Here is a 25,349-nt window from a genome sequence, read left to right as displayed (position 1 = left end):
TGGAACTGGCCACCACGCAGCCTAATACTCCGCACGCGGTCCGGCCTCGGAGCGGCCGGCTCGGCACGCATGAACCCGTCGTGCGCGTCCTGGGAACGTAGGGATCACCCGACCTTGTGCCCGCGGTCGTTGTTGTTGCGGACCATGTCCAGGAGTTCCTTCGCCTCCTCGTCACCGGGGTTGAGGGCCAGCGCGGCGCTGAACGCCTCGGCCGCCAAGCGCCAGCGTTCCTTGCGCGCCCAGCGCACCCCCTCGTTGAACTTGCGGTTCGCCGCGTCGATCACCTGGACCAGGGGGCCAAGGTCGCCGCGGCAGTCCGGGCAGCGCGGCTGGGGCTCGCCCATCCGGTGCTTGCACAGCGGGCAGACTGTCGGCACCCGCATCGCTAGCGTCCTCCCATCGAGCTCTTCGGCAGGGTCAGGCCGATGCCGCCGCCGCTCTCCCGTGCCGCGACGACCGTTCGGACCTCGTCGAGCCACTGCTCGACACGCGCCCGAAGCGGCGCGACGCTGGCGCGGTAGATCCCCGCGAGCTGCTGGGTGGCGCGCTGGTCGTCGCGCATGTCGACGGCCAGGACCTCGTTGACGATCGACTGCGCCTCGCTGATGTGGCCTTCCGCCGCCGCGCGGTGCTGGCCGCCGGTCCTGGAGTCGGCGTCGGAGATCGTCTCGGCGATCTGCTGGATCTCCTGCAGCAGGAGCCCTTGGAGGTCGGCGGCCGAGGCGCGGGGCTTCGCGTCCTGCGGAAGCTTCTGGTATATCGCCGCTCCACGGGACCGCGCCGCATCGACGGCCCGTTGCCAGGCCAACTGGTCGCCCGACTCGTAGGCGGCCCGCCCGCTGGAGCGCATTCCCGGGATCGCGGCGCGGTGGCGCTCGGCCTCGGCGGCGTCGTACTGGGCCAGGCGGTCCACAAGCTGCTCCGTGTCGCGAAGCAGATCCTCGAACTCCTCCAATGGGGGACTCAGTGCCCCCACGCCGGAGCTGGCGACCGGGACGCCTTGCAGGAGCGTCTCGGCCTCGACGACCTTGTGGTGGGTCTTGGTTCGGTCCTGCCCCTCGTCGATCAACGTGTCGATCTCGTCGAGCTGCCGGTCCACCTGGGCCCCGACCCGCAGCACGTCCGCTGGCGCCGCCGCGGAGCGGCGCTCCTCCCAGCCGGTCCGCAGCTCGTGGCGCTTGCGCCGCAGCTCCTCCCACGAGGGCACCTGGCGTTGCGGGATTCTGATCGTCGCCTGCCCCGCCGCGTCGGCCTTGGGGATCCGGGCCTCGGCCTGGATGGTCCAGCCGAGCTCGAACTCCAGGGTCACCTCCACGGCGGTGCCGACCGGCAGGTCCGGCGGCAGGTTCTCGACGTCGACCTCACCGACCGGCACCATGCCCTCGAACAGGCGGACCCGGAGCTCGGCTCCGCGGCTGGCGGTCTCCAGCCGGAACTGGGTGCGGTAGGGCAGCATCGTGCCCACCTCCACGACGGTGTGCAGTCCGTCCACCAGCTCAACCGAGAAGTCGTGGGCGAGGACATCCCCGGATGGCGGGGGCACGGCCTCCGAGCCGGGCTCGACACTGAACTGCTGGGCGTCGATCTCCGCACCATCGGCGATCACCTGCACGGTGAAGCCGTTCTCGTCGGCGTCCTGCAGCGGTACGTCCTCGAACAGGAACCGGCCGCTGTCATCAGGACTCTCGGTTCGGCTCAACGCGCCGTCGTCGGAGGTCAGCACGACCTTCGCCGTGCTGGGGGCGGCGAGCCTCCCGCCCGCCATGACCCGTCCGCCAATGTCGGTGGCTCCCGGCATGGGCTCGGGATGGTCGAGCTCCAGGTACCCGCTCCGCCTGGCGACCGTGGCGGCCTTCAGCGCGGCGCCGACGGCGACGCACAGGTCCGGGTTGAGGATCCGCGCGGACCGCCCGAAGTGGTCGCTGAGCACCTGGCCAACCACCGGCATGCGGGAGGACCCGCCGACCATCACGATCTCGTTGAGCTGGTCCTTGGTGATGCGGGCCTGCTCCAGTGTCTGGTCGCAGTGGCTGACGGTGTCCTTGACGGCCGACTCGATCAGCGCCTCGAAGTCCGCGCGGCTGATCGGCTCGTGGATGCTCATCGGTTCGCCGGTGCGGTCCGCGAGGTGCTGGTTGACGATGTCGGTCTCGGTGAACTGGGTGAGCTCGTGCTTGGTCTGTTCGGCGGTGCTGAGTAGTTGGGAGAGGATCCGCGCGTCCGCGGGCACGTCAGGGTCGAGGTCCAGGTCGTGGTGCGGCAGCCGACGCGCGAGCCACGACACGATCGCCCGGTCGAAGTCGTAGCCGCCGAGGTAGCGGTCGCCGTGGAAGGAGCGGTTTTCGAACCCGACCTCGGGGTCCCACGTCACCACGGAGGTGTCGAACGTGCCGCCTCCCAGGTCGTAGACGAGGAACGTCTGCTGGTTCTCCAGGGCTTCGCTGCTGCTCATGCGGCTGTAGGCGAGTGCTGCCGCCACAGGTTCGATGAGGGTCTCCACGACCTCCAGTCCCGCCTTGCGGCCCGCCTCGGTTGTCTCGTTCTTCGCGGTCACCTCGAAGAACGCGGGAACAGTGATGATCGCGCGCTCGACCGGTACCCCGAGGACCTCCTCGGCCCGTGCCTTCAGGTGGCGCAGGATCTCCGCGGACGCCTCGACCGGAGTGAGCGTGGCGTGCCCCGCGGTGAACAACTGGTCGGTGCCCATGTCGCGCTTGAAGAACATCGCCGGCTTGGTGTCCGTCTCGGCGGTGGCGACGCGGGCCTTGTTCTTGGCGCGCAGTCCCACCTCGACCGTGCCGTCCGGGCCGACCCACACCGCCGACGGGGTCGTCGGGGATTTGTCCGGGTTGGTGATGACCAGCGCATCCCCCACCTCGCGCAGCCAGCGCTCCTCGATCAGCCGCTGTTTGCCGGGGATGTCGGCGTTCGCGGGCACCGCGATGCAGCTATTGGTTGTCCCCAGGTCGATTCCGGCCACAATGCTCACGGCGTATCTTCCTCTTCCTCTTCTTCGTGCGCTGCCTTCGCGATGCTCCCCGCCGCTGCCGTCTGCTCCGGCGCCGGCTCGTTCGCTGCTTCCTCGGCGAGTTCCCCGGCCGTTTCCTCCGGCGCGGTCGCGGGCTCCAGGAACACCTCGGCCGGGCGGAGCAGTTCGCCGTCGTCCAGCAGCAGGCCGGGGCTGATCGTCTGGGCCACGACCAGGTTCCGGTCGTCGGTGTCGCCGGGGCGGCCCTTGACGTCGGTGTGGTCGGCTACGGCGGGGTAGGGCTCGCCCACCGGGTCGATCATCCGCACCCCCGTGCTCTGCAGGACCTTGGCCAGTCTGCGGTGCAGAGCCGTGAGCGTCTCGGTCGCCGTGTCCAGCCCCGCCTCGCGCATTGGCGCGTCGTGGCGCTCAAGCAGCCCGCGCAGCTCGTGCAGGGTCGTGGCGACCTCCCAGGCCAGTCCGACGTGCCGGTCGCGCTGCCGCTCCACCTGCTGGCGGGCCTCGTCACGAACGGCGTTGACCGCGTTCGCCTGGTCCCGTTTCGCCGACTTGAGCAGCCGATGCACGACAACGGAGGGAGCTTCGGGTTCACCGTCCAGCAGCGGCGGCCGTTCCCTGTCCGGGGTGAAGTTTTGGCGGAGGCGCCGATTCTTGTTCTTATTCCCCATGGGGCCACAACCGGGTGAATGAGCGCGGTACGGGGGGCGGGGCGAGCTGGGCGAGGCGTTTCGCGTGCACCGTGATCGGGGACCTGGGGGATTCGGGCGGTTCCAGCCCGGCGATCCGCTCGGCGAAGTGTGCGGAGTCATCGCCCAGTTCAGGACGGTGCGTGCGCAGCTCGGCGAGCAACCGGCCGCGGGGATCCTGAATCTGCTCGGCGGCTTCGTTGACGTCCGCCAGTCTCAGGTGCTCCCCGAACAGCGGGTAGCGCTCGGGTGCGCGGGACACGCGCTGGCGGCGCCGGCGAACGTGCGCGTTGATGGCTGCTCTGCCGGCGGTGTCGGGGTCGAGATCCAGGACCTGGAACGGCGTCGCCCGGTACGGGTTGCGCCCTTCCTGCCACGCCCATGGGTTATCGGCCATTGCACTCCTTAGCTGGTGGAAATGGAACAGGTGACCGTCAGGTTCATCGGAGGGTTCCCTCGCGGAGGGAGAGCAGGGAGCGGGTTTCGCTCAGCATCCCCCGCTTCTGCTGGGGTGTGTCGGGATGGTTGAGGAGGTGGGCGGCCACGGCTTGGCCCCGGCGCACCTCGCTGCGGTGTGGCGCGCTCATATGCGCGATGACCAGCGGAGCCAGCTCCGGCTGCCCCTCCTCGGGATTGGGACGGGTGCCGAGCGCGCGCAGCGCCGGGCTCAGGAACGCGCGCACGGCCGTGTCGCCGCGGTGCGTAAGCTGCGTGAAGTACGCCGCGTAGATGGACTGCTGGGTGAGCAGCAGTTGCGCCTCGTGGAAGGCACCGTCATCGGTCAGGTCCGGGTCATGCGCCAGCGCCCGCTTCAGGTGGGTGACCGCCGCCCCGGCATGGCCGACCGCGGTTGCGGGATTCTCCTGGGTGTCCATCATCAGGGCGCGCCGCTGCACACCGCGGAAGAACTCGAACCGGGCGAGCTCCCGGACGATCTCTGGTGCGGCGGCCGATTGCGTGCCGGAACCCGTCTCCTCGATGTAGGGCTGCACCAGGCGCTCGATCCGGTCCAGGAAACCGCTCAGGTGCGCCCATCCCTTCTCGGCGCTGACGGCCGGCACGGTCTGGCGCACCACGTACAGCAGCACCTCAACGAGGCGGGGATTGGTCGGATCGGCGGTGAGGGACGCCTCGATGGCGCTCACCCCCGCGTCGTACCGGCCCGCTTGGGCGTCTCGCACCGCCTCCTTCGTGATCTCCTCGGCGAACTCCCGCCGCACCTTGGCGACGGCCTCGGGGGAAAGCCCGGACTCGCGCACCGCGGTCATGTGCATGCGGGCCTGCTCCGGCTGGCTCGCGCGCAGTTCCACGGCCCGCGTCAGGTTCGGCTCCAGCAGGTCGCGCGGTAGTCGGGCACGCACCGACTCCACGAGTTCCCCGGGTGGCTCCGCGCCCATGGCCTCGGCCAGGTGCGCGCGCATCCGCTCCCAGAAGTCGTCGCTGTCCGCGAGGCGGGCCCAGCACCGCAGTGCCCCGAGCCAGTGCTTATGCGCCTCCGCCGCCTTGCCCTGCTGCTCCAGGTCGTAGGCGCGGGCGTGGTAGGAGATGGCCCGGTGGTGGTCCCGCCAGGCACCGCCGCCCTTCTCCCAGGTCCGCTGCGCGGCGAGCGTCCAGGGGTGCCGCTCGCCGTCCACGAGGAGCTGGGCGTAGGCCAACTGGTCGGTTGACTGGTTGCGCCGCACGTGCGCCTCCAGCTCGCCGGCCAGCGCCCGCAGTTGGGCCACCGCGTGTCCCGTCTCAGTCATCCGCCGTCACCGCCAATCGCTGCCCTTCGACGCTGACCCGTACTCTGCGCACCCGGCGTCCCGCCTCCTCCGCCTCATCCAGCAGGCGCAACACCACGGGCACGAGGTCGTCGACGCACCTGCGCACCCCGCGGGCAGCCTGCTCCGGTCGAGAACGCCACGCCGCCGCACCGATGTGCTCGGCCGCGCCGTCGCGCCAGTCCAGCTCCACGCCGAGGCGGTCGCGGACCCGGTCGCCCAACCGCCGCAGCTCCACGACGGCGATGTCGCGCAGCTCGGTGGGTCCGAGCGCGGCGAACAGCAGCACCTCGTCGAGCCGGTTGAGGAACTCGGGGCGGAAGAACTCCTGCAGCGTGTGCCGCAGCTCCGTGCCGATCCCGTGGGGCGGCCCCACTTGTCCCGAGTTCGCCTCGGGCTCCTGCGTCCCCAAGAGGGAGGCGAGTAGCTGGTCGACCTGGCTGGCGGGAGTGGCGGCCTCCGGGGCGCCCTGGGTGCGCCCCAGCTCGGCGAACTGGGTGGTGCCCAGGTTGGAGGTGACGACGATGACGGTGTCGTGCGCCTCGCGGACCGGGCCCGCCGGGTCGCCGATCTTGCCTTCGTCGAGGAGGCGCAGGAGCGCGTCGAGCACGCGGTTGTCGGCCTTCTCAACCTCGTCGAACAGGAACACCCGGCGGGGGTTGTCGCGTAGCGCGTTGGTGAGCCGGCCCTGGCCGAAGCCGACGTATCCGGGCGGGGCGCCCACGAAGAAGTTGATCGCCTCGCGCGTGTTGAACTGGCCCATCTCGAAGGTCATCACGTCGGCCTCGGCCCCGTACACCACCTTGGCCAGCAGGCGCGCCGTTATCGTCTTGCCGGTGCCGCTGGGGCCGCAGAACAGGAAGGCACCGCGGGGCCGGTCCTCGGGCGGGAAGTCGCGCGCGAAGGAGCGCTTGATCCGCTCGATGTGCGGGGCGAGGCGCTCGATCGTGGTGTGCTGACCGATGAGCCTGCCGCGGAACCAATCCATCGCCTCGGCCAGCGGCGGCGCCGCGGGGGCCTCGGGTTGGCGGGCCCGTTCGGCGTAGTACTCGTCGGCGTAGCCCAGCAGGCGGTCCGTGTCCACTCCGGTGTCGCGGAAGAACCCGGCGGCCAACCCGTGGGGGGAGGCGACAAGCGCCGCCAGCAGGTCGCGCTCGGATACCGCGGTGGATCTGCGCAGCGCGGAGAGCCGCGCCGCCTTGCGTAGCACGGCGCGCAGCGGATCATCGCACGTGTCCGTGGCCGGGGCCGCCCGCGGTGCCGCGGTCCCGGAGCCGCGCACGAGGAGCAGGGTCTGCGTGCGCAGCGCATCCAGGTCGTAGCGGAAGAACTGGCACGCTTGCTCCACCAGGTCGCCGGGGGCCGTCACCATCGCGTGCAGCAGCAGCGCGGTGCTGTAGCGCTCCAGCCCCAGGCCCGCGGCCTCACTGCGCATGAGGTCGAGCACGTCGCGCGCTCCCGGGCTGAAGGCGGCCGGGTCGACACGGTCCCCGTCGCGGAACGGGTCGATCGGTTCGGGAGGGGCGGTCGCGGCCTCGCTGCGCCACTCGTCGAGGTCGACGCGGCCGTAACGGACCAGCAGGTCGCAGGCGCGCTCGTCGAGAGCGGTGAGCACCCCGTGCAGCACGCGGCGCTCGTCGAGGACGGCCACTCCCTCGGGGTGGTCGAGTTGCAGCCGTTTGAACACGGTCTGGGTCACCGCGCTCGCCGTGTCGCTGGTCAGGCTCGTTCCGGTGAGCTCGCGGTGCAGGTTGGCGTTGTCGGAGGCCAGCGCGTCGGTGAGCGCGTTGATGGGGATCCGGGCATGCGCGAAGAGTGACGAGGTCAGACCGCCGTCGATCCGGGCTAGGGCGATGAGCACGTGGACCGGGCTCACGGCCGCGTCGCGGGTGGCGATGGCGGCCTCCGCGGCCGCGTCGAACCGGCGTGTGGCGGCCAGCAGGTCCGGGTCGAAGCACTGCTCCGGTACGCCGAGGATGTTGCCGAGCTCTGCCGTCACCTGTTCACCCCCGTACCGTCGGCTGCTGGGCCGGGGCGGGCTGCTGCGCCGCCAGCTCCAACAGCGGCGTAGCGGCGTTCATCCGCTCCTCGGCGTCGTCGAACCGGTGCTCGTCGGCGGCCAGCGCGGCCTCGCCCAGCAAGCGGTGCGCTACCACCGCGCGGATTGCCGCGATCTCCTCGCCCTCCGCGTTGTCCAGGTCCTTGAGGAGGTCTTCGGGCAGGGAGGGATCCGCGGAGAGCACCGCGGGGTCGTCGACGACGCGGGACAGTACGGTCGCGGGGTCGAACGGCACGCGGTCGACCCAGCCGGAGCCGTGCCGGCCGCCTCCGGGTTGGCCGCACGCAGCCGGCCCTCGGCGCCGCGCAGCAGGTGGGCGCTTTCCGTGGTGTCGCCGCGGAGGAGCCGCAGCATAGCGGCGCTGGTCCACGCCTCACCCGACCACGGCTCCAGCGTGTCCGCGGTCGTGACCGGGTCGGCAGCGGCGCCGGGTTCGCCGCCGTGCGCCTCCTGGGCGAGGAGAAGCAGCAGCCGGTAGTCGAGGGCGTCCTCCAGCCGCACCGCCTCGGTGAGGAGCCCGACGGCGGTACCGGGATCGCCGCCGGTGAGCGCGCGGTGGCCGGCGCGCGCCACGTGGTAGGCGAGGCGGTACCTGGCCGTATCGCAGCCGCCGTAGATCGCCTTCTGGAAACGGCGCCGTGCCTCGCCGACATCGCCGCGTTCGGCGGCGGTTTCGGCGAGGGCGCACCACCAGTCGCCGGGCGTCGCCGGGGCGCCGTTGGGGGAGAGAGTCTCCAGCAGGCTCCACGCCGGCGCGCCCGGGTAGGGGTGGGCATCGGTGTCGGCGTCGATGTCACCGAAGATGCGGCCCGCGGCCTTGCGCCGGAACTCGGCGGACACCTGTTCCGGGGCGGCCCCGGCCAGGGCGGCCGCCAGACGCTCGTGGGCCGGCGCAGCGCCCCCGCACAGCGTTTCCAACGCCTCCCACGCGTCGTCGAAGTCGGAGGCGTCGGTTCCGCATGCCCAGGATCGGATCACCGGCGTGATCGCCTCCGCGGTCGCCAGATGCGGAGTCCGGGAAAGGATGCGCATCACGCGACCTGGCCGTTCCACGACGATCCTCTCCAGCTCTGCCAGTACCACTTCGCGCTCGCGCTGAACCAGCCGCGGGGAAGCCTCGGCGAGGAACCCCGCGACCGCTGCCGCGCGCCGCTCCACCGCGTCCCCGCCGATGGTCTGTAAGGCCGTGCGCAGCTCGCGTCCGCGGTCTTTTCTGGACCTGTACGTTTCGATCCCCGTCACCATGAACCGGACGGCGCCGCTGGCGGTGAGGAACAGCACCGCGGTGCTGGGTAGGACCAGCATGAGCGGGAAACCGAAGAGGACCGTGATGATGTTGAATCCGGGGGCCTGCTTATTGGCCGGCTGCGCTTCGGCTATGCGGTCCATCAACACGTGCCGAGACGCCGACCCGATCGTCCACAGCGCGGGAAGCGCGGCAGCGGCCCACGTCCAGGTCCCGAACCAGTTGTTCGGCCCGTCGTGCAAGAGGAACGCGGCGACGGTGGCGATGAGCACGCCGGGAACGATCCCGGAACACCATTCCAGTTCCCACCACTCGGAGACTCCCGCCTCCGCCTGTATGCGCTTTCTCTCGCGCGTGTCGCGCGCCGGGTCGCTCGACTGGTACGAGCCGAGCTGGCGCCGGATCCGTTCCGCCAGCCGCTTGGCGCGTACCCAGCGGACCGTCAGCGGCGCCTGCAACGCCCCCCACACGAGCGAGACCGCGACGACCGCCAGAGCGGTCCCCGGAGAAAGCCCGTGCGCCTCGGGCATTCCCAGCGTGATCGCCACGGTGGCACCCAGCAGCACAGTCCCGTACACAGCGGCGCGGGCCGTGGTGCCGACCCCTGGTGGCGATGAAGGGACCTTCGCGGGATCGGAATCCGTCATGGGCCTCTACTCTTAGCTAGCTCAAGGCTGGGGGGGTCGGTGATAATTCGCGGCTACTCGGATGTGCCGGGAAGGCTAAGGGCTTCCCGGTCAAGCTGTCCCCAGTTTTCCAATGGATCGGGACCCCTGTTTGCTGGATGGCCGGTTCTGGCCAGGAGCCACGCCTGATCCGCGGTGCCGCCTTATTACCGCCTGTGCCGCGCGGGAATCCGCCCTCTCCGGTTGCGTTGCTCGGGTGCCTCTGAGCGTTCGGCCGCTCCGCGGCGTCCCGCGGCGCGGTTTCGCCGGCGGGCAGCAGAACGGTCGTCGCTATTGTGGGGGTCTCGCGCTTACAAGGAGTGGGGCCGATGTCCGAAGACGCGTCGAACTCCGACCGCGAATGGCGGAAAGCCCTCGATAACGCGGTCGACACTGACGAACGCGTTGAGGTCGCGCTCAGGGCCTGCGATGCCGGTTTCGAGAATGTGGCCGAGACGTGGTACCGCGAAGCCATTGATGCTGGAGACACCGGCGCCATGGTCGACCTGGGTCTCGTCTTCAAGCGGCGTGGTCGGCTTGGTGATGCTGAGTATTGGTACCGAAAGGCCGCCGAGGCCGGGCACGTTGTCGGGATGTTCAATCTTGGTATCCGGCTGAATCAGCGCGGGGCGTTCGAGGAGGCCGAACCGTGGTTGCGGCGTGCGGTAGACAAAGGGCGCACCAAGGCCATGGTCGACCTCGGGTTTTCCCTGGAGAATCGTGGTCGGCTTGGTGATGCTGAGTATTGGTACCGAAAGGCCGCCGAGGCCGGGCACGTTGTCGGGATGTCCAACCTCGGTATCCGGCTGAATCAGCGCGGGGCGTTCGAGGAGGCCGAACCGTGGTTGCGGCGTGCGGTAGACAAAGGGCGCACCAAGGCCATGGTCGACCTCGGGTTTTCCCTGGAGAATCGTGGTCGGCTTGGTGATGCTGAGTATTGGTACCGAAAGGCCGCCGAGGCCGGGCACGTTGTCGGGATGTCCAACCTCGGCGCCCGGCTCAATGAGCGCGGGGCGTTCGAGGAGGCCGAACCGTGGTTGCGGCGTGCGGCCGAGGCCGGGCGCGTGAGGTCTATGGTCGATCTCGGATATTCGTTTCAACAACGCGGCCGATTCGACGAAGGCGAACGCTGGGCCTATCGGGCCGCCAACGCCGGGAACGCCGTCGGTATGAACAATCTGGGCAGCCTGCTATACGGGGCGGGCCAGCACGCGGAGGCCGAGCACTGGTACCGCAAGGCCGCCGAGGCCGGGAACGCTCTCGCCATGTCCAACCTCGGCGGGCTCCTCGAACAGCGCAGCCGACTGACCGAGGCCGAGCACTGGTACCGCAAGGCCACCGAAGCCGGATACGCCGGCGCGGAGAACAGCCTCAAGCGCGTGCGCGCGACTCCGCGAAACCGCCAGACCTCGCCGGGATGAGGTGGCCGCGCCCACGGTCCTGGTTCCTCACGCCCTGTCGGGCTCGGGCGGCTCCTCCAGCAGACGGCCGCCCTCGATGAGCATTTGGCGGACCGCTGCGACCATCCAGATCAGGGTGAAGGCGATGACCGTGACGTTCTTGGTCGCGAGCAGGAGCGCCCAGTAGAGGTCCTCCGCTGAGGCGGATATCCACAGGGGCACGATCCGCTCGGGAATGACGTCGAAGACGATGACGAGCGCGATCAGGAACGCCCCCTGCAGCAGCAGGCTGGGCCACCTCCGGTTGAGGAACGCCCGGATGCGGCGCCCGGCCTTCAGGTGCTCCCAGCGCAGGACCCGCTCGTCTCTCAGGATGGCGAGGCGGACGAGGAGGAAGACCAGCACCACCCGCGAACCCTCGGCGATCACCTCCAGAGCGATGTGCGCCGGCAGCGACAACGCGTCGCCCCACAGCGCCACAGCGAAACGCTCGGCCGCGGGGACGAGTGAGATACCCGCCACCAGGGCGAAGCGGTGGATGTAGCAGGCCAGCGCCCAGCGCGGGACCTCCAGAGCCAGGCGCAGGTTGATGCGCACGGGCGGCGTGCGGGTGGTCGTGCCCTCCGGCATAGTGTCCTCCCGGACCTTAGTATCTGCATGTGAAACAATTCAGTTTACTAAACTAAAATATATAGTAGTCTAAACTGATCCCATGGCGCACTGGTTGGGGGACAATCGAGATGTGAGTGACGCAGACACCGGCCCGGCCGCAGCGGGCGCCGATCTCGGGTGGCGGTTGAGCACCGCGGTCGTGCTCTTCCACGAGGCCGTCGGGCAGCGCCTGGGACTGCGGGCGCTCGACCACCGCGCGCTCGGGCTGATCGAGCGCGAGGGTCCGCTCACCGCCGGCGCGCTGGCTGAGCTGACGGGGCTGACCCCCGGGGCCGTCACCGGGCTCGTCGACCGGTTGTGCCGCCTGGACTACGTGCGGCGCACCCCCGACCCCGCCGACCGGCGGCGCATACTTATCTCGGTGGACCCCGAAACGCGGTCCGACTTCACCGATACCTTCGCCGGGCTGGCACGGGCGATGGGCGACCTGGTGGCCAGGTACGACGACACCGAACTCGCCGTGATCACGGACTACGTCACCAACACGATCGACATCCTGCACGCAGAGACCCGGCGGCTCAGTTCACCCGGCGATAGTTCCACCGGTACCGGCGAGTGACCCGCCGCGCCGAACGGGTCGTCCGCCGGCGTGCCGGAGAACGCGGCCGCACCGCTCCGCCACCTTCACCCCCGGGAGAACGGGGGCGAAGGGGCGGGCGCCCTGCGGTAGCCCCCGGGGCAGCCCGGCTCCCAACAGCCCTCGCTCCCGGCGTTCCCGGCGAGACCGGCGGGATGAGCGGACTCAGCCACCGGCCATCGAGCCGACGATCAGGAACGGTTCCTCGCCGGAGACGACTCGCTCCGGTAGCTCGTCGTCGGGGGAGTCGTGGGACAGGTCCTCCTCACATGCGAAGAACCGCAGGTAGGCGCGGCGCTTTCGGGTGGCGTGGTCCCGGATCGTGCCCTGCAGCGCCGGGTACCGGTCCTCCAGAGCGTCCAGAACGGAGCGTTGGGTGATGGGCGGCTCCACCCGCAGCAGGACCTCGCCGGTGACGCTGGCGAGGTTGCGCAGGTGGTAGGGCAGTACGATCCGGATCCCGGGGAGCTGCCCGTCCGGACTGCCCGGAACATCCGCGGTCTCGGCGTTCATCGTCATGTTGGGCGTGGAGACCCCGACCTTCAGGTCGGGGAGGAAACGCCCTCCTCCTTTCTGGTGTGGGTGTAGCCATCCGCCCGTTGGAGCAGACGGACGTGCTTATGTCGAATGCCCTGGACTGTGCCCTGGGCGGTGGCGATGTTGAAACTTCCGGTGGCCCGCACGGCAACCCGACCGACATAGGTGCCGGTCTTTTTCCCGGTGGGGACGACCGCGCGGACGAGGTCGCCGGTCTGAAACCCGAAGAACGCCTTCACCCTGGGCAGGCGCAATCGGGGAAACCCGTATCTGTCCGAACGGGTGCGGGCATAACCACCCCGCCCGGTGCACCCAACAACCATCACCCACGCCGGGTGTGTGGTGATGGTGTCGAGTGTCCCGACCGCTAGGGCGTCCTGGGTGTGGGTTTTGGGCAGGCTGGCGCGGGTGCGGTTGTACTTGGTGCGCCCGCCGGATCCCACCCGGGTGGGCAGGCGCGCGTTGAGCCCGCGCCACAGTGCCTCCCGGGTGGCATTGACCGCCGCCGCGTTCCGCAACGGAGACTTGGCCTGGGTCAGGATCGTCGCCAGCCGGGCGGGTTGACAGGCCAGGAACTCCTCGATGGGGTGGTGGCTCTTGGCCTGGTTACACCCCACACACGCCAGGGCCAGGTTGGCGATGCGGCCGGAACCTCCTTGGGAACGGGGGTGGATGTGGTCAATATTCAATGGCACACCGGACGTGCCGCAGTAGGCACACGCGCGGTTCCATGTGGCCAGCAGGTACTCGCGCACCTCGTAACCGGCCAGGGTGCCCTGCTGGTACTCCACTCCGTTTAGGGGTTTCCCGGCGGCCAGGGCGTGGACATCGAAGGCGACCCGTTCCACATGGGCCTGACGCAGCGGTGCCCATCGGGCGAGGCGCTCCACCCACGTCAGGGTGGTCTCCACCCGATGGGCCAGGCTGGGGGCCAGCCACCCTTCAGAACGGGTGCGGTTGGCAAACCGGGGGGAGCGATACCGCAGGTTGGCTGACCGGCGGCGCCTGCGGTGGGCGGATCGCTTGGCTAGGTTGGCCCGGATCTGGCCACCCCGGTGGGTGATCTGGAGGGCGAACCGGCCCCGGCGCTCACCGGAGCTCTCGGTGAATACCGCGACCCCGGTATGGGTCGACCCGGGGTCAATACCGATCTCGACCCCCTCGACCTCAGACTCTGTGCTGGTGCGGGCGGTGAGGCGGATGACGAACGGAACGCGGCGATGCACCAGCGCCCGCCCCTTCGTCAACAATTTGCGCGCCCGGGCCGGGTGACAGGGCTGCAACGGGTTGTGGTGCTGGTCAAGCACGAACACGTATGGGTGCCCCTCACAGGGCTGCTCCCCACCCCCAGGGGTGGAGGTGACGCCCCGGCAGTAGGTGAACCACCCGGGATCTCCCCTCGCACATGTTCCACACCGGATGCCTGTCGGCGTCCGTGCCCCGTTTCGTCCCTGTTTCCGGGAGTGTCTGCTGACACGGATTCCAGAGTCCGGCGCTGAGGAAGCACGCCGGAGTGGGTCTGCTGTCCTGTGTGAAACGTAGCCACCTGGTCACCTCCAATCGTGGTGGCTGGTGCTGGTAACGGCGGGCCTCACCCAGGGGTGAAAGCCTCCGCCTTCAGACGGAGGAACCCGTTACGTCAGCTCCCTCTGTCAGGCCAGCGTCTGTACTTCCACTGACAGCACCGGCGGAAGGTCCTGGACCACGGGTGTCCAGTTGTCCCCGGCATCGGCGGAGGCGTACACCTGGCCGCCGGTGGTGCCGAAGTACACCCCGCACTCGTCCAGGGTGTCGACGGCCATAGCGTCGCGCAGCACGTTGACGTAGCAGTGCTGCTGCGGCAACCCCGCCGTGAGCGGCTCCCAGTCCTGGCCGCCGGTGCGGCTGCGGTAGACGCGCAGTTGGCCGTCCGGCGGATAGTGCAGGGAGTCGCTGGTGATGGGCACCACGTAGACGGTGTCGGGTTCGTGGCTGTGCACGGCGATGGGGAACCCGAAGTCCGTGGGGAGGTTCCCGCTGACCTCCGTCCAGGAATCCGCCCCGTCGTCGCTGCGCATGACATCCCAGTGCTTCTGCATGAACAGCACGTCGGGACGCGAGGGGTGCATCGCGAGGCGGTGCACGCAGTGCCCGGATTCGGCATCGGGGTCGGGGATTCCGTCGGTGAGGAGCCCGCGGTTGGCCGCCTGCCAGGTCTGTCCGCCGTCGTCGCTGCGGAACACCCCCGCGGCGGAGATGGCGGTGTAGATTCTGCCGTTGCCCCGTGGATCGAGCAGGATCGAATGCAGGCAGAGCCCGCCCGCTCCGGGCATCCACCCCGAGGCGGTGGTGTGCTGCCGCAGCCCGGGGAGCTCGTGCCACGTGTGTCCGCCGTCGGTGGTGCGGAACAGGGCCGCGTCCTCGACCCCGGCGTAGACGGTGTCGGGATCGCCGGCTGACGGCTCGAAGTGCCAGACCCGCGCGAACTCCCAGGGGTGCGGGGTGCCGTCGTACCACTGATGCGTTCCGGTGGTCCCCTCGTAGGCGAACTTGTTGCCCACGGGCTCCCAGGTCGCTCCGCCGTCGTCGGAGCGCTGTACGACCTGGCCGAACCAGGCCATGGACGGCGCCGCGTACAGCCGGGCCGGATCAGCGGGGCTTCCGGTGAGATGGTAGACCTCCCAGCCCCCGAAAAAGGGCCCCGATACGTTCCATTCGCGGCGACTGGCATCGGAGGTGAGGATGAACGCGCCCTTGCGCGTGCCCACCAGTACCCGTACTGCGTCCATCTTCGGTACCCCGCCTTCGTGCGCTCGGTGACGAGTGGTCTTCTCTGGATAGACCAGCTCGGATGGGCAGAGTAACCGCGCGTACCCACAATTTGCGGTTCCTTTGCCCATGAGCGGCGGAAAGGCGGTTCCCGTCCGGCTTCGCCCGTGCGGCCGGCGGTGGGCCGGGCGCACCGGCTGTCGACGACGGCAGCGGCCTGCGCCGGTGCGCTACCCGTCGAGTCGGCGGTACCGCCGCACCGCGAGCGGCGCGAAGACGGCCACGATCAGCAGCGGCCACAGCACCGCCATCAGCATGGCGTTCTGTCCGATCCAGGTGTCGCTTGGCATGCTCGGGTTGCCGAACAGCTCGCGCACGGCGATGACCGTGGAGGACAACGGGTTCCAGGCGGCGAGCGGCGCCAGCCAGGACGGCATCAGCTCGGTCGGCACGAACGTGTCGGCGACCATCGCCAGCGGGAACACCAGCGAGAAGAACTTCATCGCCGCCTCCGGGCTGCGCACCAGCAGGCCCAGGTAGATCCCGATCCAGGTGAAAGCCATCCGCAGGAGCAGCAGCAGCCCGAGTGCGAGCAGGAACTGGTCCAGCCCGTTGTGCCACCGCCAGCCGACCAACAGGCCCATGACGACCAGCAGGGCCAGGTCGACCACGGCAGCGAGCACGTCGGCGATGCCGCGCCCGGCCAACAGCGTCGCCGACGCTATGGGCATAGACCGGAAACGGTCGATCACGCCACGACTCGCGTCGGTGACCACCGCGATGGTGGTGTTGCCGATGCCGAAGGCCATGGTCAACGCGAACAGGCCAGGCATGAGGAACTCCCGGTAGTCGCCACCGGGCACCTCCATGGCCGCGCCCATCGCCTCGCCGAAGACGAACCCGAACAGCAGCACCGCCAGCACCGGAATCACGAGGGTGCCGGCGATCTCGTCAGGTTTGCGCAACAGGTGGAAGAGGTAACGGCGGCCGATGACCCATGCATCGGCGACGGCCCAACCGGTGCGCCCGGCCCCCGCGCGCACCCGTGCCCTCAAACTGCTTACTGTCAACAGCACTCGTAACCCCCGGATACGTTCATTCCAGTCGCCCTGACCCGGCGCTGCCGACGTCACTCTCGGCCGCGGCCACGCGGCGGCCGGTGAGACTCAAGAACGCGTCATCAAGGGTGGGCCGGCGCATCGCGATGTCCTCCACCTTCACGTCGGCTTCGTCCAGGCGGCGCACCAGCTCGGCCAGGGCGCTCACCCGTTCGGCCACCGGAACCGAGACGCGCCGGTCGGCGACGTCCAACTCCAGGCCGGCGCCTGCCACGTTGGCCGCGGTCCGCGCGGTGAGCTCCACCTGTTCGGCGGTCGCGACGATGATCTCGATCCGGTCGGTCCCGATGCGGGCCTTGAGGTCCTCCTGGGTGCCCTCCGCGATCACCCGTCCGCCTTCGGGGCCGCTGGGAGCCAGGATCGAGATCTGGTCGGCGAGCTGGTCGGCCTCATCCAGGTACTGCGTGGTGAGCAGGACGGTAGTGCCCGAAGCGGCCAGAGAACGCACCGCCTGCCAGAGCTCGTTGCGGCTGTGCGGGTCCAGCCCGGTCGTGGGCTCGTCCAGAAACAGCACCGCCGGGGCGAGAATCAGGCTGGCGGCCAGGTCCAGGCGCCGGCGCATACCGCCGGAGTAGTGACGCAGCGGGCGGTTCGCCGCCTCGGTGAGACCGAACCGTTCCAGCAGCTCGGCAGCGCGTCGTTTCGCCTTGCGCACACCGAGGTGGTACAGGCGGCCGAACATCTCCAGGTTCTGGCGCCCGGTGAGGAACTCGTCGACCGCGGCGTGCTGGCCCACCAGCCCGATGCGGGTCCGGACCTGGGCGGGCTGCCGCGCCACGTCGTAGCCGGCGACCTCGGCGCGGCCGCCATCGGCGGTGAGAAGGGTGGCGAGAATGCGGACTGCGGTGGTCTTGCCGGCACCGTTGGGGCCGAGCAGGCCGTGGACCGTGCCGGGAGCGACGGTCAGGTCGAACCCGTCAAGAACAGGTGTGCCACTCGGGCCCCCATAGCGCTTGTGTAGCCCTTCCGCCAACACCGCCGGTTGGGATGGGCCGAATGCGGGGGTCAAGGCCTACCGGCTCCTCTCGCTGGCGTAACCCGACTGCGGGCCCAGTCTGCCCCAGCTCGTCCCGCCCGCGGACCACGGCTGGTGGTGCCGGGAGTCCGGGGTGACGAGGTCGTGACGGCCGAGGACTATGCGCGCGATGTTGGACACCGACTCCTCGGCCCGGTAGTAGTCGCAGTGTCCTTCCGCGGTGCCAGTGGCGAAGATCCTTGCTCCGAACCGGGGGTGCGCGGGCGAGACACCGTGTCCGAAGCCGGCGATCCGAACGTTGGGGAAGAACCGCATCCAGTCGGACTCGCACTGCGCCGCCCACACCCGGCCGGCGAAGCTCAGTTGCCTGGCCCGGCGGACACCCAGGCCCGGGCTGGCCAACGACACCAGGTCGTCGACCCGTCCCTCCGCGAGGGCGAGAGCGCACACCACAGCGCCGTAGCTGTGGCCCACCAGGGTCACGTGCGCCGCCGGCGGCAGGATCCGGGTCAGCGCGGCGAGGTCGGCGGCGCCCGCCCTCGCCACTCCCCTCCGCGACGCCTCGACGAACCCCGCGGGAGGCCGGTAGCCCACCCACACCACAACGGCGCACCGCGCATCGGGATACAACGCGTGCATGACCTGCAGCAGCCGCTGCCCGTTGCCGCGTGGTGCGGCCGGGCTGGTCTCCTCGAAGTAGTTGCGCAGCGTGTGGTCGTTGCCCGGCACAACCACCGCGATGTGCTCGGCCGTGTTCAGGTCGCCCAGAACCTCCACGATCCGTCCGTCATCCTGCTCGTCATAGGCGAGCAACCAGGAACCGTCGCGCTCGTGTAGCCGGTAGTCGAGCGGCTGGAGCTGGGCACGGGCCCGGAGCGACCGGTCCGCGTACGGCTCGGGTACAGGTGGGGCCGGTGCGACTGCGGGCCGCTGAGCCGAGGGGACGGTAACCCCGACGGGGTGTTCTCGGGCATCGTCCGGCTCGCTCGGGGAGTGTGCCGCGGTCATCGGACTCCTACAAAACGGGCAGACATAGAGGCTGCGGTGGAAACGCGTCCTGACTAGCCTGTCGGTTCTATCGCGCGGTGGGCGATGGTGCTAACCCGCGTCTCGGAGGTCGGGAAAGCCCTACCATCACTGGTTGTGTGCCGCAGCGGTGGTGCTGGCCGGGGGGTCGGTTGGCGGCAGCGCGTGCGGAACGCCGATGAGCGCCAGCCGCGCCCGCGCGCGGAGGCCGCGGATTGACCCCCAGCCGTCTTGGCGGCTGTTCACGGGGAGCCGTCCGGCCATGGTGGAAAAGCCGCGGGGCGTCGTTGCCGCGCGTCACCACGAAGGATGAGCCGGAACGGTCACCCGCAAGAGGGACAGGGGTGAGCCGCGGGGTTCCCGACGATCATCGCGCTGGGGACAGCGAGCATCCTCCGGCAGTCCCGAGCCCCTGAGCCGCGCTGATGGCGGCAGGGCGGCGGCTCGCCCGGATCCGTCCTGTACGCGGTCGGGATCTTCGGGCTCACGCTGGCGCGGATTTTGCTGGGCATCGCGGAAGTGAAGACCATGCACGTCCCATTGGGCGTGCTGTTGTTCGGCATGAGCGTCCTTCTACTCAGCTCGGTCCGGGACGACCGCCGCACTAATGCGGGCGTCGCAGGGGAACGACGTTCACGCGGCACCTGACCATCTCAGTCAGCTATTGGCTGTCCAAGACGACGATAAGGGAGATCCTCGTTCTATCTTCCCGAGCTTCTCACGTACGGAATCTTCAAGGCGCTGCGATTCTTCGAAGTTCTCGAACAGTTCCTTTGTCAGCCGCGCAATCTTTTCGCCGGCCGGCTCGGCGTCCGGGGCATCGTCCTCCTCAGCGGCTCCGACGTAACGCCCCGGCGTGAGGATGTGGTCGTGTTGCCCGATCTCCTGGAGCTTCACCGAGCGCGCGAAGCCGGGCACGTCCTCGTATGCCAATCCCTTGTCCCTTGCGGACCTGGTCCCGCGCCAGGCATGGAAGGTGTCGGCGATCCGTGCCAAGTCCGCGGCCGGCAACACCCGCTCCGTTCGGCTGACCATCTCGCCCATCTCCCGGGCGTCGATGAACAGCACCTCTCCGCGCCGATCCTTCTGCGCTGCCGCCCCCTGGGGCCCTTTGTCCTTGGCCAGGAACCACAGGCACGCCGGAATCGCCGTCGTCCGAAACAGGTTCCCCGGCAGCGCCACCATGCACGCCACGAGATCCGCGTGCACGATCGCCTTGCGGATCTCGCCCTCACCCGACTGCCGCGAGGACATCGACCCGTTGGCGAGCACCACGCCCGCGGCACCGCGTTCGCCCATCTTCGAGATGATGTGCTGCAGCCAGGCGAAGTTGGCGTTGCCCGCGGGGGGAACGCCGAACCTCCACCGCGGATCATCGGTCCGCCGTTCCCACGGATGCAGGTTGAACGGCGGATTCGCCATTACGAAGTCGGCCTTGAGGCCGGGCTGCTTATCGTCGGCGAAGGTGTCCGCCCATCGTGCGCCCACGCCATCGGGGTCCATTCCGTGGATGGCCAGGTTCATCTTGGCCAGGCGCCACGTGCGCTCGTTCGACTCCTGGCCGTAGACCGCGATGCCGTGCGTGTGCTCGCGCCCCGCATGAGCCTCGATGAACTTGCCGGCCTGCACGAACATGCCGCCCGAACCGCAGCACGGGTCGTAGACCCGCCCCTGGTACGGCTCCAGGATCTCCACCAGCAGTTGGACGACGCTCTTCGGCGTGTAGAACTCGCCGGCCTTCTTGCCCTCCGCCCGGGCGAACTGCTCCAGGAAGTACTCGTAGGTCTCGCCCAGCACGTCCTGCGCGCTCTTGTTTCCGCGGCCGGCGAAGCGGGCGTCGCTGATGAGGTCGACGAGTCCTTTCAGCCGTTTCTGGTCGACGTTGCCGCGGTTGAAGATCTGCGGCAGGACACCCCGCAGCGCCCTGTTCTCCGCCATCACCGCGCCCATCGCGTCGTCGACGAGCTTGCCGACGCCGCCCACCGCGCTCGCGGCGTTCCCGGCGATATGGCCCCACCGCGCCTGTTCGGGTACCCAGAAGACGTTCTCTCCGGTGTGGGAGTCCCCGTCAGCCAGGAAGAGGTGCCGGCGGTGTGCGGGGACCCCGTCTTCCTCCAGCTCGACGAGGATCCGGCGCTGGCGCTCTTCGAAGGAGTCGGAGACGTACTTGAGGAAGACGAGGCCGAGTACGAACTCCTTGTACTGCGCGGCGTCCATGGAGCCGCGCAGCTGGTCGGCGGCCTTCCACAGGATGGCCTGGATCTCCTTGGGACTGGAGGCACCGGAGGGTCCGGCGTGGTCCGTCGCCGATCGCTTGCGTGGCGGCATGTGCTGTATCTCTGGTTCCTTCTCGGTGTCTTCCCATGCCCGACCGGGCAGGAGCCGCGGGGCGGTCGGGCACCGGGCGCACCAGGCCGCCGGGCGGCGTCACCACGGGGGCGCGCCGGTCATCCGGTCGCTCCTCGCCCAGCGGGGACGCGGCCACTGTAGAAGCAGAGAGGAGTCCAGTGAAGCGGGGACTGATAACCGGGGTTGTCGAAAAACCAACCGTACGCCCTCGTTCTCCTGGTCCGGGGTGCCCAACGGCCACGCCGTCGAAAGCTCCGCTTGACGCTGTGCGCGAATTCGTCGTCCTGCATCGGCCCTGCGACCTCGATTCACTTCCGAAGCCCCTCTGACCTGCTGTCCTGGTCAACCGTCCCCTGAGGGAGCCCCGGTGCCGTCTTCGCCTTTTGCTGGCTCCGTCACCGGTGCGGGGGCGTTGGTGTTGTGCCGGAGCCGATCAGGGTGGTGGCGTCCAGGGTGTCGGTGCCTTCTTCGCTGAGCAGTGTTAGGTAGCGTTCGCGCACTGAGGCGACGGCGCTGGCGGGGAGTTGTGCCAGTGCCCCGCGGAAGCCGGAGCCGAGGATCACCAGCCAGGCGAGTTCGGGTGTCATTGGCAGGCTTCGCTCGTTGACGGCGACCTGCACATCGGACAGGCCGCGTTGCCCCAACCACCGGGCGAACCCGTCGGCCTGGTTGATCCGGTCGATCAGGTGGGGCTTTCTGGGTGGGGCTTCCTCCCCGCCGGTGACCGCGGCCACCGCGCGGTTCAGGTGGCGGCCGGCGGCCGCCATCGCGTCGCCTCGCCAGATGGCGAAGGCGGCGCGTCCGCCGGGACGCGCCATCGCGACCAAGGATTCGGTGCCGGCCGTCATATCCGGGAGGAAGAAGATTCCCAGGCCGGATTGCACGACGTCGTAGCCGGTCGGGTCGCCGCCGTCCCAGGCCGTGATGTCGCGGTGGTGCGCGCGCAGTTGGGGCAGTTGCGCTGCGCGGGCGCGCAGTTCGGTGATCATCGGGCCGGAGACGTCAACAGCGTCCACGAGCCCGTTGGCCCCCACCAACTGTGCCGCGGGAATGGCTGAGGCACCTGTTCCGCAGCATGCGTCCAGGACACGTTCACCGGGTTGGGGAGACGTCGTCGCGGCTATCGCATTTCCGATGGGTTCCCACAGGTACTCGCCCAACGAGGTGAAGTCGGCCGCGGCGGTGTCGAATCCGCGCCTGAGGGTGTTGTCGCCTTCGTGCGTCTGAGACATTTTGCAATGATAACCGTTACCAATTCCGGGCGTGCTCGACATGGGGCGGTGGTCTCCCAGGCCCGCGTGTTCGGGTTGGCGCCGCGCCACGGCGGATCCGCCTGGCGCGCCGGCCTGTTTCCGCGTTCCGTACGTGGACGCCCGGCCCGCCACTTTGTAGGGTCCGACCATGCGTGTCTTGCGGACGCCTGACGAGCGTTTCACCGAGCTTCCCGGCTTCGGCTACCGGCCGCACTACGCCGAGGTTCCGGACCAGGACGGCGGCGCCCTGCGCATGGCCTACGTGGTCGACGGTCCCGCTGACGGCCCGGTCGCGCTGTTGCTGCACGGGGAGCCGAGCTGGTCGTTTCTCTACCGCAAGCTCATGCCGGTGCTGGCCGAGGCCGGAATCCGCGCGGTCGTCCCCGACCTTGTCGGCTTCGGCCGGTCGGACAAACCGGGCGAGCTCTCGGACCACAGCTACGCGCGCCACGTCGAATGGGTGCGCGCGCTGGCCTTCGATGAACTCGATCTGCGCCGGGTCACGCTGGTTGGGCAGGACTGGGGCGGGCTGATCGGGCTGCGCCTCCTCGCCGAGCACCCGGACCGTTTCGCCGGGACTGTCGCCGCGAACACCGGTCTGCCCACCGGCGACCATGACATGCCCGAAGTGTGGTGGCAGTTCCGCCACACCGTCGAACGCTCCGAGAACCTGGACATCGGCCGACTCGTGCAGAGCGGCTGCCGCGCCCCGCTGGACCCCGAAGTGTGCGCGGCCTATGACGCGCCGTTTCCCACCGAGGAGTACAAGGCCGGCCCGCGCGCGATGCCGCGCCTGGTACCGACCAAGCCGGACGACCCGGCCACCCGGGCCAACCGGTCGGCCTGGGACGCGCTGAGCCGCAGTGGAACCCCCTTTCTCACGGCATTCAGCGACGGCGACCCGATCACCGGCCCGATGGGCCCTGTCCTGCGCCGCACCATCCCCGGCGCCGCGGGTCTCGACCATCCAACCGTGCCCGGCGGGGGCCACTTCCTGCAGGAGGACGCGGGGGAACGACTCGGCCGGATCGTGGCCGAGTTCGTCTCCACCGTGCGGCGTCCCGCCTGATCTTCTCCGCGCACCGGCAACTCCGGCACCGCCCAGCGCTCCCGGCCGGCTGAGCCTTCGGTGTCTGTCCGTGCGGTTGCCGTTCGAGGGGGGTTTCCGCGGCATTCCCGAGGTTCCCGGTCAGCACCGAATCCCCGGCGTACCTGCGCCGCGTCTTCGACGGGAACGTGGGACCCGCCCTCATCGACCGCTCCGCGTCCGACCGCCCATAGCCCGCCGACCACCGTCGTTTCGCCATCGCCGCGTCGGGTAGCGGCGGCTCGGGTCACCCGCACCCGGCCCCGTTCACCCGCGCGGAGTAAGGAGTGGTTATGGCTGAGAAGGTTTCGGATCACCTGTTGGGCCGGTTGCGTGAATGGGGCGTTGAGCGGGTTTTCTCCTATGCCGGTGATGGCATCAATGGGCTACTGGCTGCCTGGCAGCGCGCCGATGATGAGCCGACGTTCGTCCAGTCCCGGCATGAGGAGTTGGCGGCGTTCGAGGCCACCGGGTACGCGAAGTTCTCCGGCAAAGTCGGGGTGTGCGCCGCGACGTCGGGACCGGGCGCCATCCACCTGCTCAATGGTCTCTACGACGCCAAGCTGGACCACGTTCCGGTGGTCGCCATCGTCGGCCAGACCGATCGCAGCGCCATGGGCGGCTCCATGCAGCAGGAGGTGGACCTGCACGCGTTGTACAAGGACGTTGCCGCCGACTTCGTGGAGGTGGTGAACGTTCCCGAGCAGTTGCCCAACGTGCTCGACCGCGCCATGCGGGTGGCCATGAGCCGCCGCACGGTTACCGCGCTGATCATCCCGGCTGATGTGCAGGAGCTGGACTACTCGCCGCCGGCCCACGAGTTCAAGATGGTGCCGGGAAGCTCGGATCCGGCCCGTGGCGGGCCGACGCCGCCCGATGAGGAGCTGGACCGTGCCGCCGAGGTGCTTAACGCCGGCGAGCGGGTGGCGATCATGGTCGGCCAGGGGGCCCGCCACGCGGCCATCGAGGTCAGCGAGGTCGCCGACGTGCTGGGGGCCGGGGTTTCCAAGGCGCTGCTGGGCAAGGACGTGCTCTCCGATGAGCTGCCCTATGTGACCGGGGCCAGCGGACTGTTGGGCACCAGGCCCTCCTATGAGCTGATGCGCGACTGCGACACGCTGCTGATGATCGGTTCCGGTTTCCCCTACAGCCAGTTCCTGCCGGAGTACGACCAGGCGCGGGCGGTGCAGATCGATATCGATCCCACGATGCTCGGGTTGCGCTACCCCTTCGAGGTGAACCTGCTGGGCGACGCCCGCGAGACTCTGCGGGCGCTGCTGCCGCGGCTGGAGCGCAAGCAGGACCGGTCCTGGCGCGAGAAGATCGAGGACAACGTGGACCGGTGGCGGGAGGTCCTGCAGCGGCGCGCCGGGGTGGAGGCCGACCCGATCAATCCCGAGCGGGTGTTCCACGAGCTGTCGCCGATGCTGCCTGAGGACGCCGTGCTGACGTGCGACTCCGGCTCAGTGACCAACTGGTATGCCCGCTATCTCCAGTTCCGCGGCCAGATGCGCGGCTCGCTCTCCGGCACGCTGGCCACGATGGGATGCGCCCTGCCCTATGCCACCGGGGCGAAGTTCGCCCACCCCGACCGCCCGGTCATCGCGTTCGCGGGTGATGGCGCGATGCAGATGAACGGCATCAACGAGCTGATCACCCTCGCCCACTACGCCGAGCAGTGGCCGGATCCGCGTGTGGTGGTGGCCGTGCTCAACAACGGCGACCTCAACCAGGTCACCTGGGAGATGCGAGCGATGAGCGGCGCGCCGCAGTTCGTGCCTTCCCAACGCATCCCCGAGATCCCCTACGCGCGCTTCGCGGAGAGCCTGGGGTTCACCGCCCTCAAGGTCGACCAGCCCGACCAGATCAACGGCGCCTGGCACCGCGCCCTGGAGGCCCCGGGCCCGTGCCTGGTCGAGTTCGTCACCGATCCCACCGTTCCGCCGATCCCGCCGCACGCGACCCTGGACCAGATCGAGTCCATGGTCTCCTCGCTACTCAAGGGCGACCCCGAGGCCTGGGCCGTACTCAACCAGGGCACCCGCATCAAGGCCCAAGAGTTCCTGCCCGGAGGCAGCCGCGGTTGAGGCCACGGGCCCTCGCGGAACTGCTTCGAGCGCGGGGCCATCGACGGCCCCAGCCGCGAGGCCGCGGGAATCCCCGGGGGTTCTCCCCGAGAAGGCGTACACCCGCGCCCC

At 69.5% G+C, this 25,349-nt stretch carries 21 protein-coding genes; 4 read left to right on the top strand and 17 right to left on the bottom strand.

Features of this window, described 5'->3' with window-relative positions:
- Positions 1 to 104 precede the first annotated feature (104 nt).
- From F4561_RS18425 to F4561_RS18390, 8 genes are read right to left on the bottom strand one after another with little or no spacing between them, the layout of a single operon-like run.
- Positions 105 to 383, bottom strand: a complete 279-nt coding sequence (locus F4561_RS18425; protein WP_184580647.1) for a hypothetical protein — start codon at positions 381 to 383, stop codon at positions 105 to 107.
- A 2-nt stretch (positions 384 to 385) separates the two neighbouring features.
- On the bottom strand, positions 386 to 2,989 hold the full coding sequence (locus F4561_RS18420; RefSeq protein ID WP_184580646.1) for an Hsp70 family protein: 2,604 nt from the start codon (positions 2,987 to 2,989) through the stop codon (positions 386 to 388).
- The gene (locus tag F4561_RS18415) at positions 2,986 to 3,657 is read right to left on the bottom strand and encodes a hypothetical protein (protein WP_184580645.1); all 672 of its coding nucleotides are present in this window, start codon (positions 3,655 to 3,657) and stop codon (positions 2,986 to 2,988) included. The genes F4561_RS18420 and F4561_RS18415 overlap by 4 nt, the downstream gene beginning before the upstream one ends.
- A complete protein-coding gene (locus F4561_RS18410; protein ID WP_184580644.1) occupies positions 3,647 to 4,072 on the bottom strand; it encodes a hypothetical protein in 426 nt (141 codons plus the stop codon). Before F4561_RS18410 ends, F4561_RS18415 begins: the two co-directional genes overlap by 11 nt.
- A gap of 43 nt (positions 4,073 to 4,115) precedes the next feature.
- A complete protein-coding gene (locus F4561_RS18405; RefSeq protein ID WP_184580643.1) occupies positions 4,116 to 5,420 on the bottom strand; it encodes a hypothetical protein in 1,305 nt (434 codons plus the stop codon).
- A complete protein-coding gene (locus tag F4561_RS18400) occupies positions 5,413 to 7,437 on the bottom strand; it encodes an AAA family ATPase (RefSeq protein WP_184580642.1) in 2,025 nt (674 codons plus the stop codon). The genes F4561_RS18405 and F4561_RS18400 overlap by 8 nt, the downstream gene beginning before the upstream one ends.
- Positions 7,438 to 7,441: 4 nt before the next feature.
- A complete protein-coding gene (locus F4561_RS18395) occupies positions 7,442 to 7,594 on the bottom strand; it encodes a hypothetical protein (RefSeq protein WP_184580641.1) in 153 nt (50 codons plus the stop codon).
- Positions 7,588 to 9,390: a hypothetical protein gene (locus tag F4561_RS18390; RefSeq protein WP_184580640.1), complete on the bottom strand. Its 1,803-nt coding sequence runs from the start codon at positions 9,388 to 9,390 to the stop codon at positions 7,588 to 7,590. Before F4561_RS18390 ends, F4561_RS18395 begins: the two co-directional genes overlap by 7 nt.
- A gap of 347 nt (positions 9,391 to 9,737) precedes the next feature.
- Between F4561_RS18390 and F4561_RS18385 the strand changes: the two genes are divergently transcribed.
- Positions 9,738 to 10,829 (top strand): tetratricopeptide repeat protein, encoded by a 1,092-nt coding sequence (locus F4561_RS18385; protein ID WP_184580639.1) that lies wholly within the window; start codon positions 9,738 to 9,740, stop codon positions 10,827 to 10,829.
- Between the two features lie 27 nt (positions 10,830 to 10,856).
- Here the strand turns inward: F4561_RS18385 and F4561_RS18380 are convergent, their stop codons facing one another.
- On the bottom strand, positions 10,857 to 11,438 hold the full coding sequence (locus tag F4561_RS18380; protein WP_184580638.1) for a hypothetical protein: 582 nt from the start codon (positions 11,436 to 11,438) through the stop codon (positions 10,857 to 10,859).
- 112 nt (positions 11,439 to 11,550) lie between these two features.
- Here F4561_RS18380 and F4561_RS18375 point away from each other — a divergent pair, with 112 nt between their 5' ends.
- Positions 11,551 to 12,039, top strand: a complete 489-nt coding sequence (locus F4561_RS18375; RefSeq protein WP_312885357.1) for a MarR family winged helix-turn-helix transcriptional regulator — start codon at positions 11,551 to 11,553, stop codon at positions 12,037 to 12,039.
- A 183-nt stretch (positions 12,040 to 12,222) separates the two neighbouring features.
- On the opposite strand, the gene F4561_RS18370 is transcribed toward F4561_RS18375, so the two are convergent.
- The 8 genes from F4561_RS18370 to F4561_RS18335 all read right to left on the bottom strand — a co-directional run bounded on the left by F4561_RS18370 (position 12,223) and on the right by F4561_RS18335 (position 22,043).
- Complete coding sequence (locus F4561_RS18370) at positions 12,223 to 12,576, bottom strand: MoaD/ThiS family protein (protein ID WP_246437227.1); 354 nt, start codon at positions 12,574 to 12,576, stop codon at positions 12,223 to 12,225.
- Positions 12,577 to 12,599: 23 nt separating this feature from the next.
- Positions 12,600 to 13,901: an RNA-guided endonuclease IscB gene (gene iscB / locus F4561_RS18365; protein ID WP_312885613.1), complete on the bottom strand. Its 1,302-nt coding sequence runs from the start codon at positions 13,899 to 13,901 to the stop codon at positions 12,600 to 12,602.
- A gap of 345 nt (positions 13,902 to 14,246) precedes the next feature.
- Positions 14,247 to 15,362, bottom strand: a complete 1,116-nt coding sequence (locus tag F4561_RS18360) for a WD40/YVTN/BNR-like repeat-containing protein (RefSeq protein WP_184580635.1) — start codon at positions 15,360 to 15,362, stop codon at positions 14,247 to 14,249.
- Between the two features lie 210 nt (positions 15,363 to 15,572).
- On the bottom strand, positions 15,573 to 16,397 hold the full coding sequence (locus tag F4561_RS18355) for an ABC transporter permease (protein WP_246437226.1): 825 nt from the start codon (positions 16,395 to 16,397) through the stop codon (positions 15,573 to 15,575).
- A 40-nt stretch (positions 16,398 to 16,437) separates the two neighbouring features.
- Positions 16,438 to 17,469 carry an ATP-binding cassette domain-containing protein gene (locus F4561_RS18350; protein ID WP_184580633.1) on the bottom strand — a complete coding sequence of 344 codons (1,032 nt, stop codon included), beginning with the start codon at positions 17,467 to 17,469 and terminating at the stop codon, positions 16,438 to 16,440.
- Positions 17,470 to 17,472: 3 nt separating this feature from the next.
- Positions 17,473 to 18,444, bottom strand: coding sequence for an alpha/beta hydrolase (locus F4561_RS18345; protein ID WP_184580632.1), 972 nt, complete (start codon positions 18,442 to 18,444; stop codon positions 17,473 to 17,475).
- A 675-nt stretch (positions 18,445 to 19,119) separates the two neighbouring features.
- Positions 19,120 to 20,790 (bottom strand): class I SAM-dependent DNA methyltransferase, encoded by a 1,671-nt coding sequence (locus F4561_RS18340; RefSeq protein ID WP_184580631.1) that lies wholly within the window; start codon positions 20,788 to 20,790, stop codon positions 19,120 to 19,122.
- A 416-nt stretch (positions 20,791 to 21,206) separates the two neighbouring features.
- Positions 21,207 to 22,043 carry a class I SAM-dependent methyltransferase gene (locus F4561_RS18335; RefSeq protein ID WP_184580630.1) on the bottom strand — a complete coding sequence of 279 codons (837 nt, stop codon included), beginning with the start codon at positions 22,041 to 22,043 and terminating at the stop codon, positions 21,207 to 21,209.
- Positions 22,044 to 22,212: 169 nt separating this feature from the next.
- Here F4561_RS18335 and F4561_RS18330 point away from each other — a divergent pair, with 169 nt between their 5' ends.
- On the top strand, positions 22,213 to 23,133 hold the full coding sequence (locus tag F4561_RS18330; protein ID WP_184580629.1) for a haloalkane dehalogenase: 921 nt from the start codon (positions 22,213 to 22,215) through the stop codon (positions 23,131 to 23,133).
- Between the two features lie 311 nt (positions 23,134 to 23,444).
- The gene (locus F4561_RS18325; RefSeq protein WP_184580628.1) at positions 23,445 to 25,238 is read left to right on the top strand and encodes a thiamine pyrophosphate-requiring protein; all 1,794 of its coding nucleotides are present in this window, start codon (positions 23,445 to 23,447) and stop codon (positions 25,236 to 25,238) included.
- The last annotated feature ends 111 nt before the right edge of the window (positions 25,239 to 25,349 follow it).

Source organism: Lipingzhangella halophila (assembly GCF_014203805.1).
Taxonomy (GTDB): domain Bacteria; phylum Actinomycetota; class Actinomycetes; order Streptosporangiales; family Streptosporangiaceae; genus Lipingzhangella; species Lipingzhangella halophila.
The sequence above is the reverse complement of the archived record's forward strand: the minus strand, read 5'-3'. Positions and strand labels throughout refer to the sequence as shown.

Bases quoted from the DNA above. Each gene is read 5' to 3' on its own strand.
- F4561_RS18425 (WP_184580647.1), bottom strand. From the start codon at position 383: ATGCGGGTGCCGACAGTCTGCCCGCTGTGCAAGCACCGGATGGGCGAG.
- F4561_RS18415 (WP_184580645.1), bottom strand. From the start codon at position 3,657: ATGGGGAATAAGAACAAGAATCGGCGCCTCCGCCAAAACTTCACCCCG.
- F4561_RS18410 (WP_184580644.1), bottom strand. From the start codon at position 4,072: ATGGCCGATAACCCATGGGCGTGGCAGGAAGGGCGCAACCCGTACCGG.
- F4561_RS18405 (WP_184580643.1), bottom strand. From the start codon at position 5,420: ATGACTGAGACGGGACACGCGGTGGCCCAACTGCGGGCGCTGGCCGGC.
- F4561_RS18390 (WP_184580640.1), bottom strand. From the start codon at position 9,390: ATGACGGATTCCGATCCCGCGAAGGTCCCTTCATCGCCACCAGGGGTC.
- F4561_RS18385 (WP_184580639.1), top strand. From the start codon at position 9,738: ATGTCCGAAGACGCGTCGAACTCCGACCGCGAATGGCGGAAAGCCCTC.
- F4561_RS18380 (WP_184580638.1), bottom strand. From the start codon at position 11,438: ATGCCGGAGGGCACGACCACCCGCACGCCGCCCGTGCGCATCAACCTG.
- F4561_RS18370 (WP_246437227.1), bottom strand. From the start codon at position 12,576: ATGACGATGAACGCCGAGACCGCGGATGTTCCGGGCAGTCCGGACGGG.
- F4561_RS18360 (WP_184580635.1), bottom strand. From the start codon at position 15,362: ATGGACGCAGTACGGGTACTGGTGGGCACGCGCAAGGGCGCGTTCATC.
- F4561_RS18345 (WP_184580632.1), bottom strand. From the start codon at position 18,444: ATGACCGCGGCACACTCCCCGAGCGAGCCGGACGATGCCCGAGAACAC.
- F4561_RS18340 (WP_184580631.1), bottom strand. From the start codon at position 20,790: ATGCCGCCACGCAAGCGATCGGCGACGGACCACGCCGGACCCTCCGGT.
- F4561_RS18335 (WP_184580630.1), bottom strand. From the start codon at position 22,043: ATGTCTCAGACGCACGAAGGCGACAACACCCTCAGGCGCGGATTCGAC.
- F4561_RS18330 (WP_184580629.1), top strand. From the start codon at position 22,213: ATGCGTGTCTTGCGGACGCCTGACGAGCGTTTCACCGAGCTTCCCGGC.
- F4561_RS18325 (WP_184580628.1), top strand. From the start codon at position 23,445: ATGGCTGAGAAGGTTTCGGATCACCTGTTGGGCCGGTTGCGTGAATGG.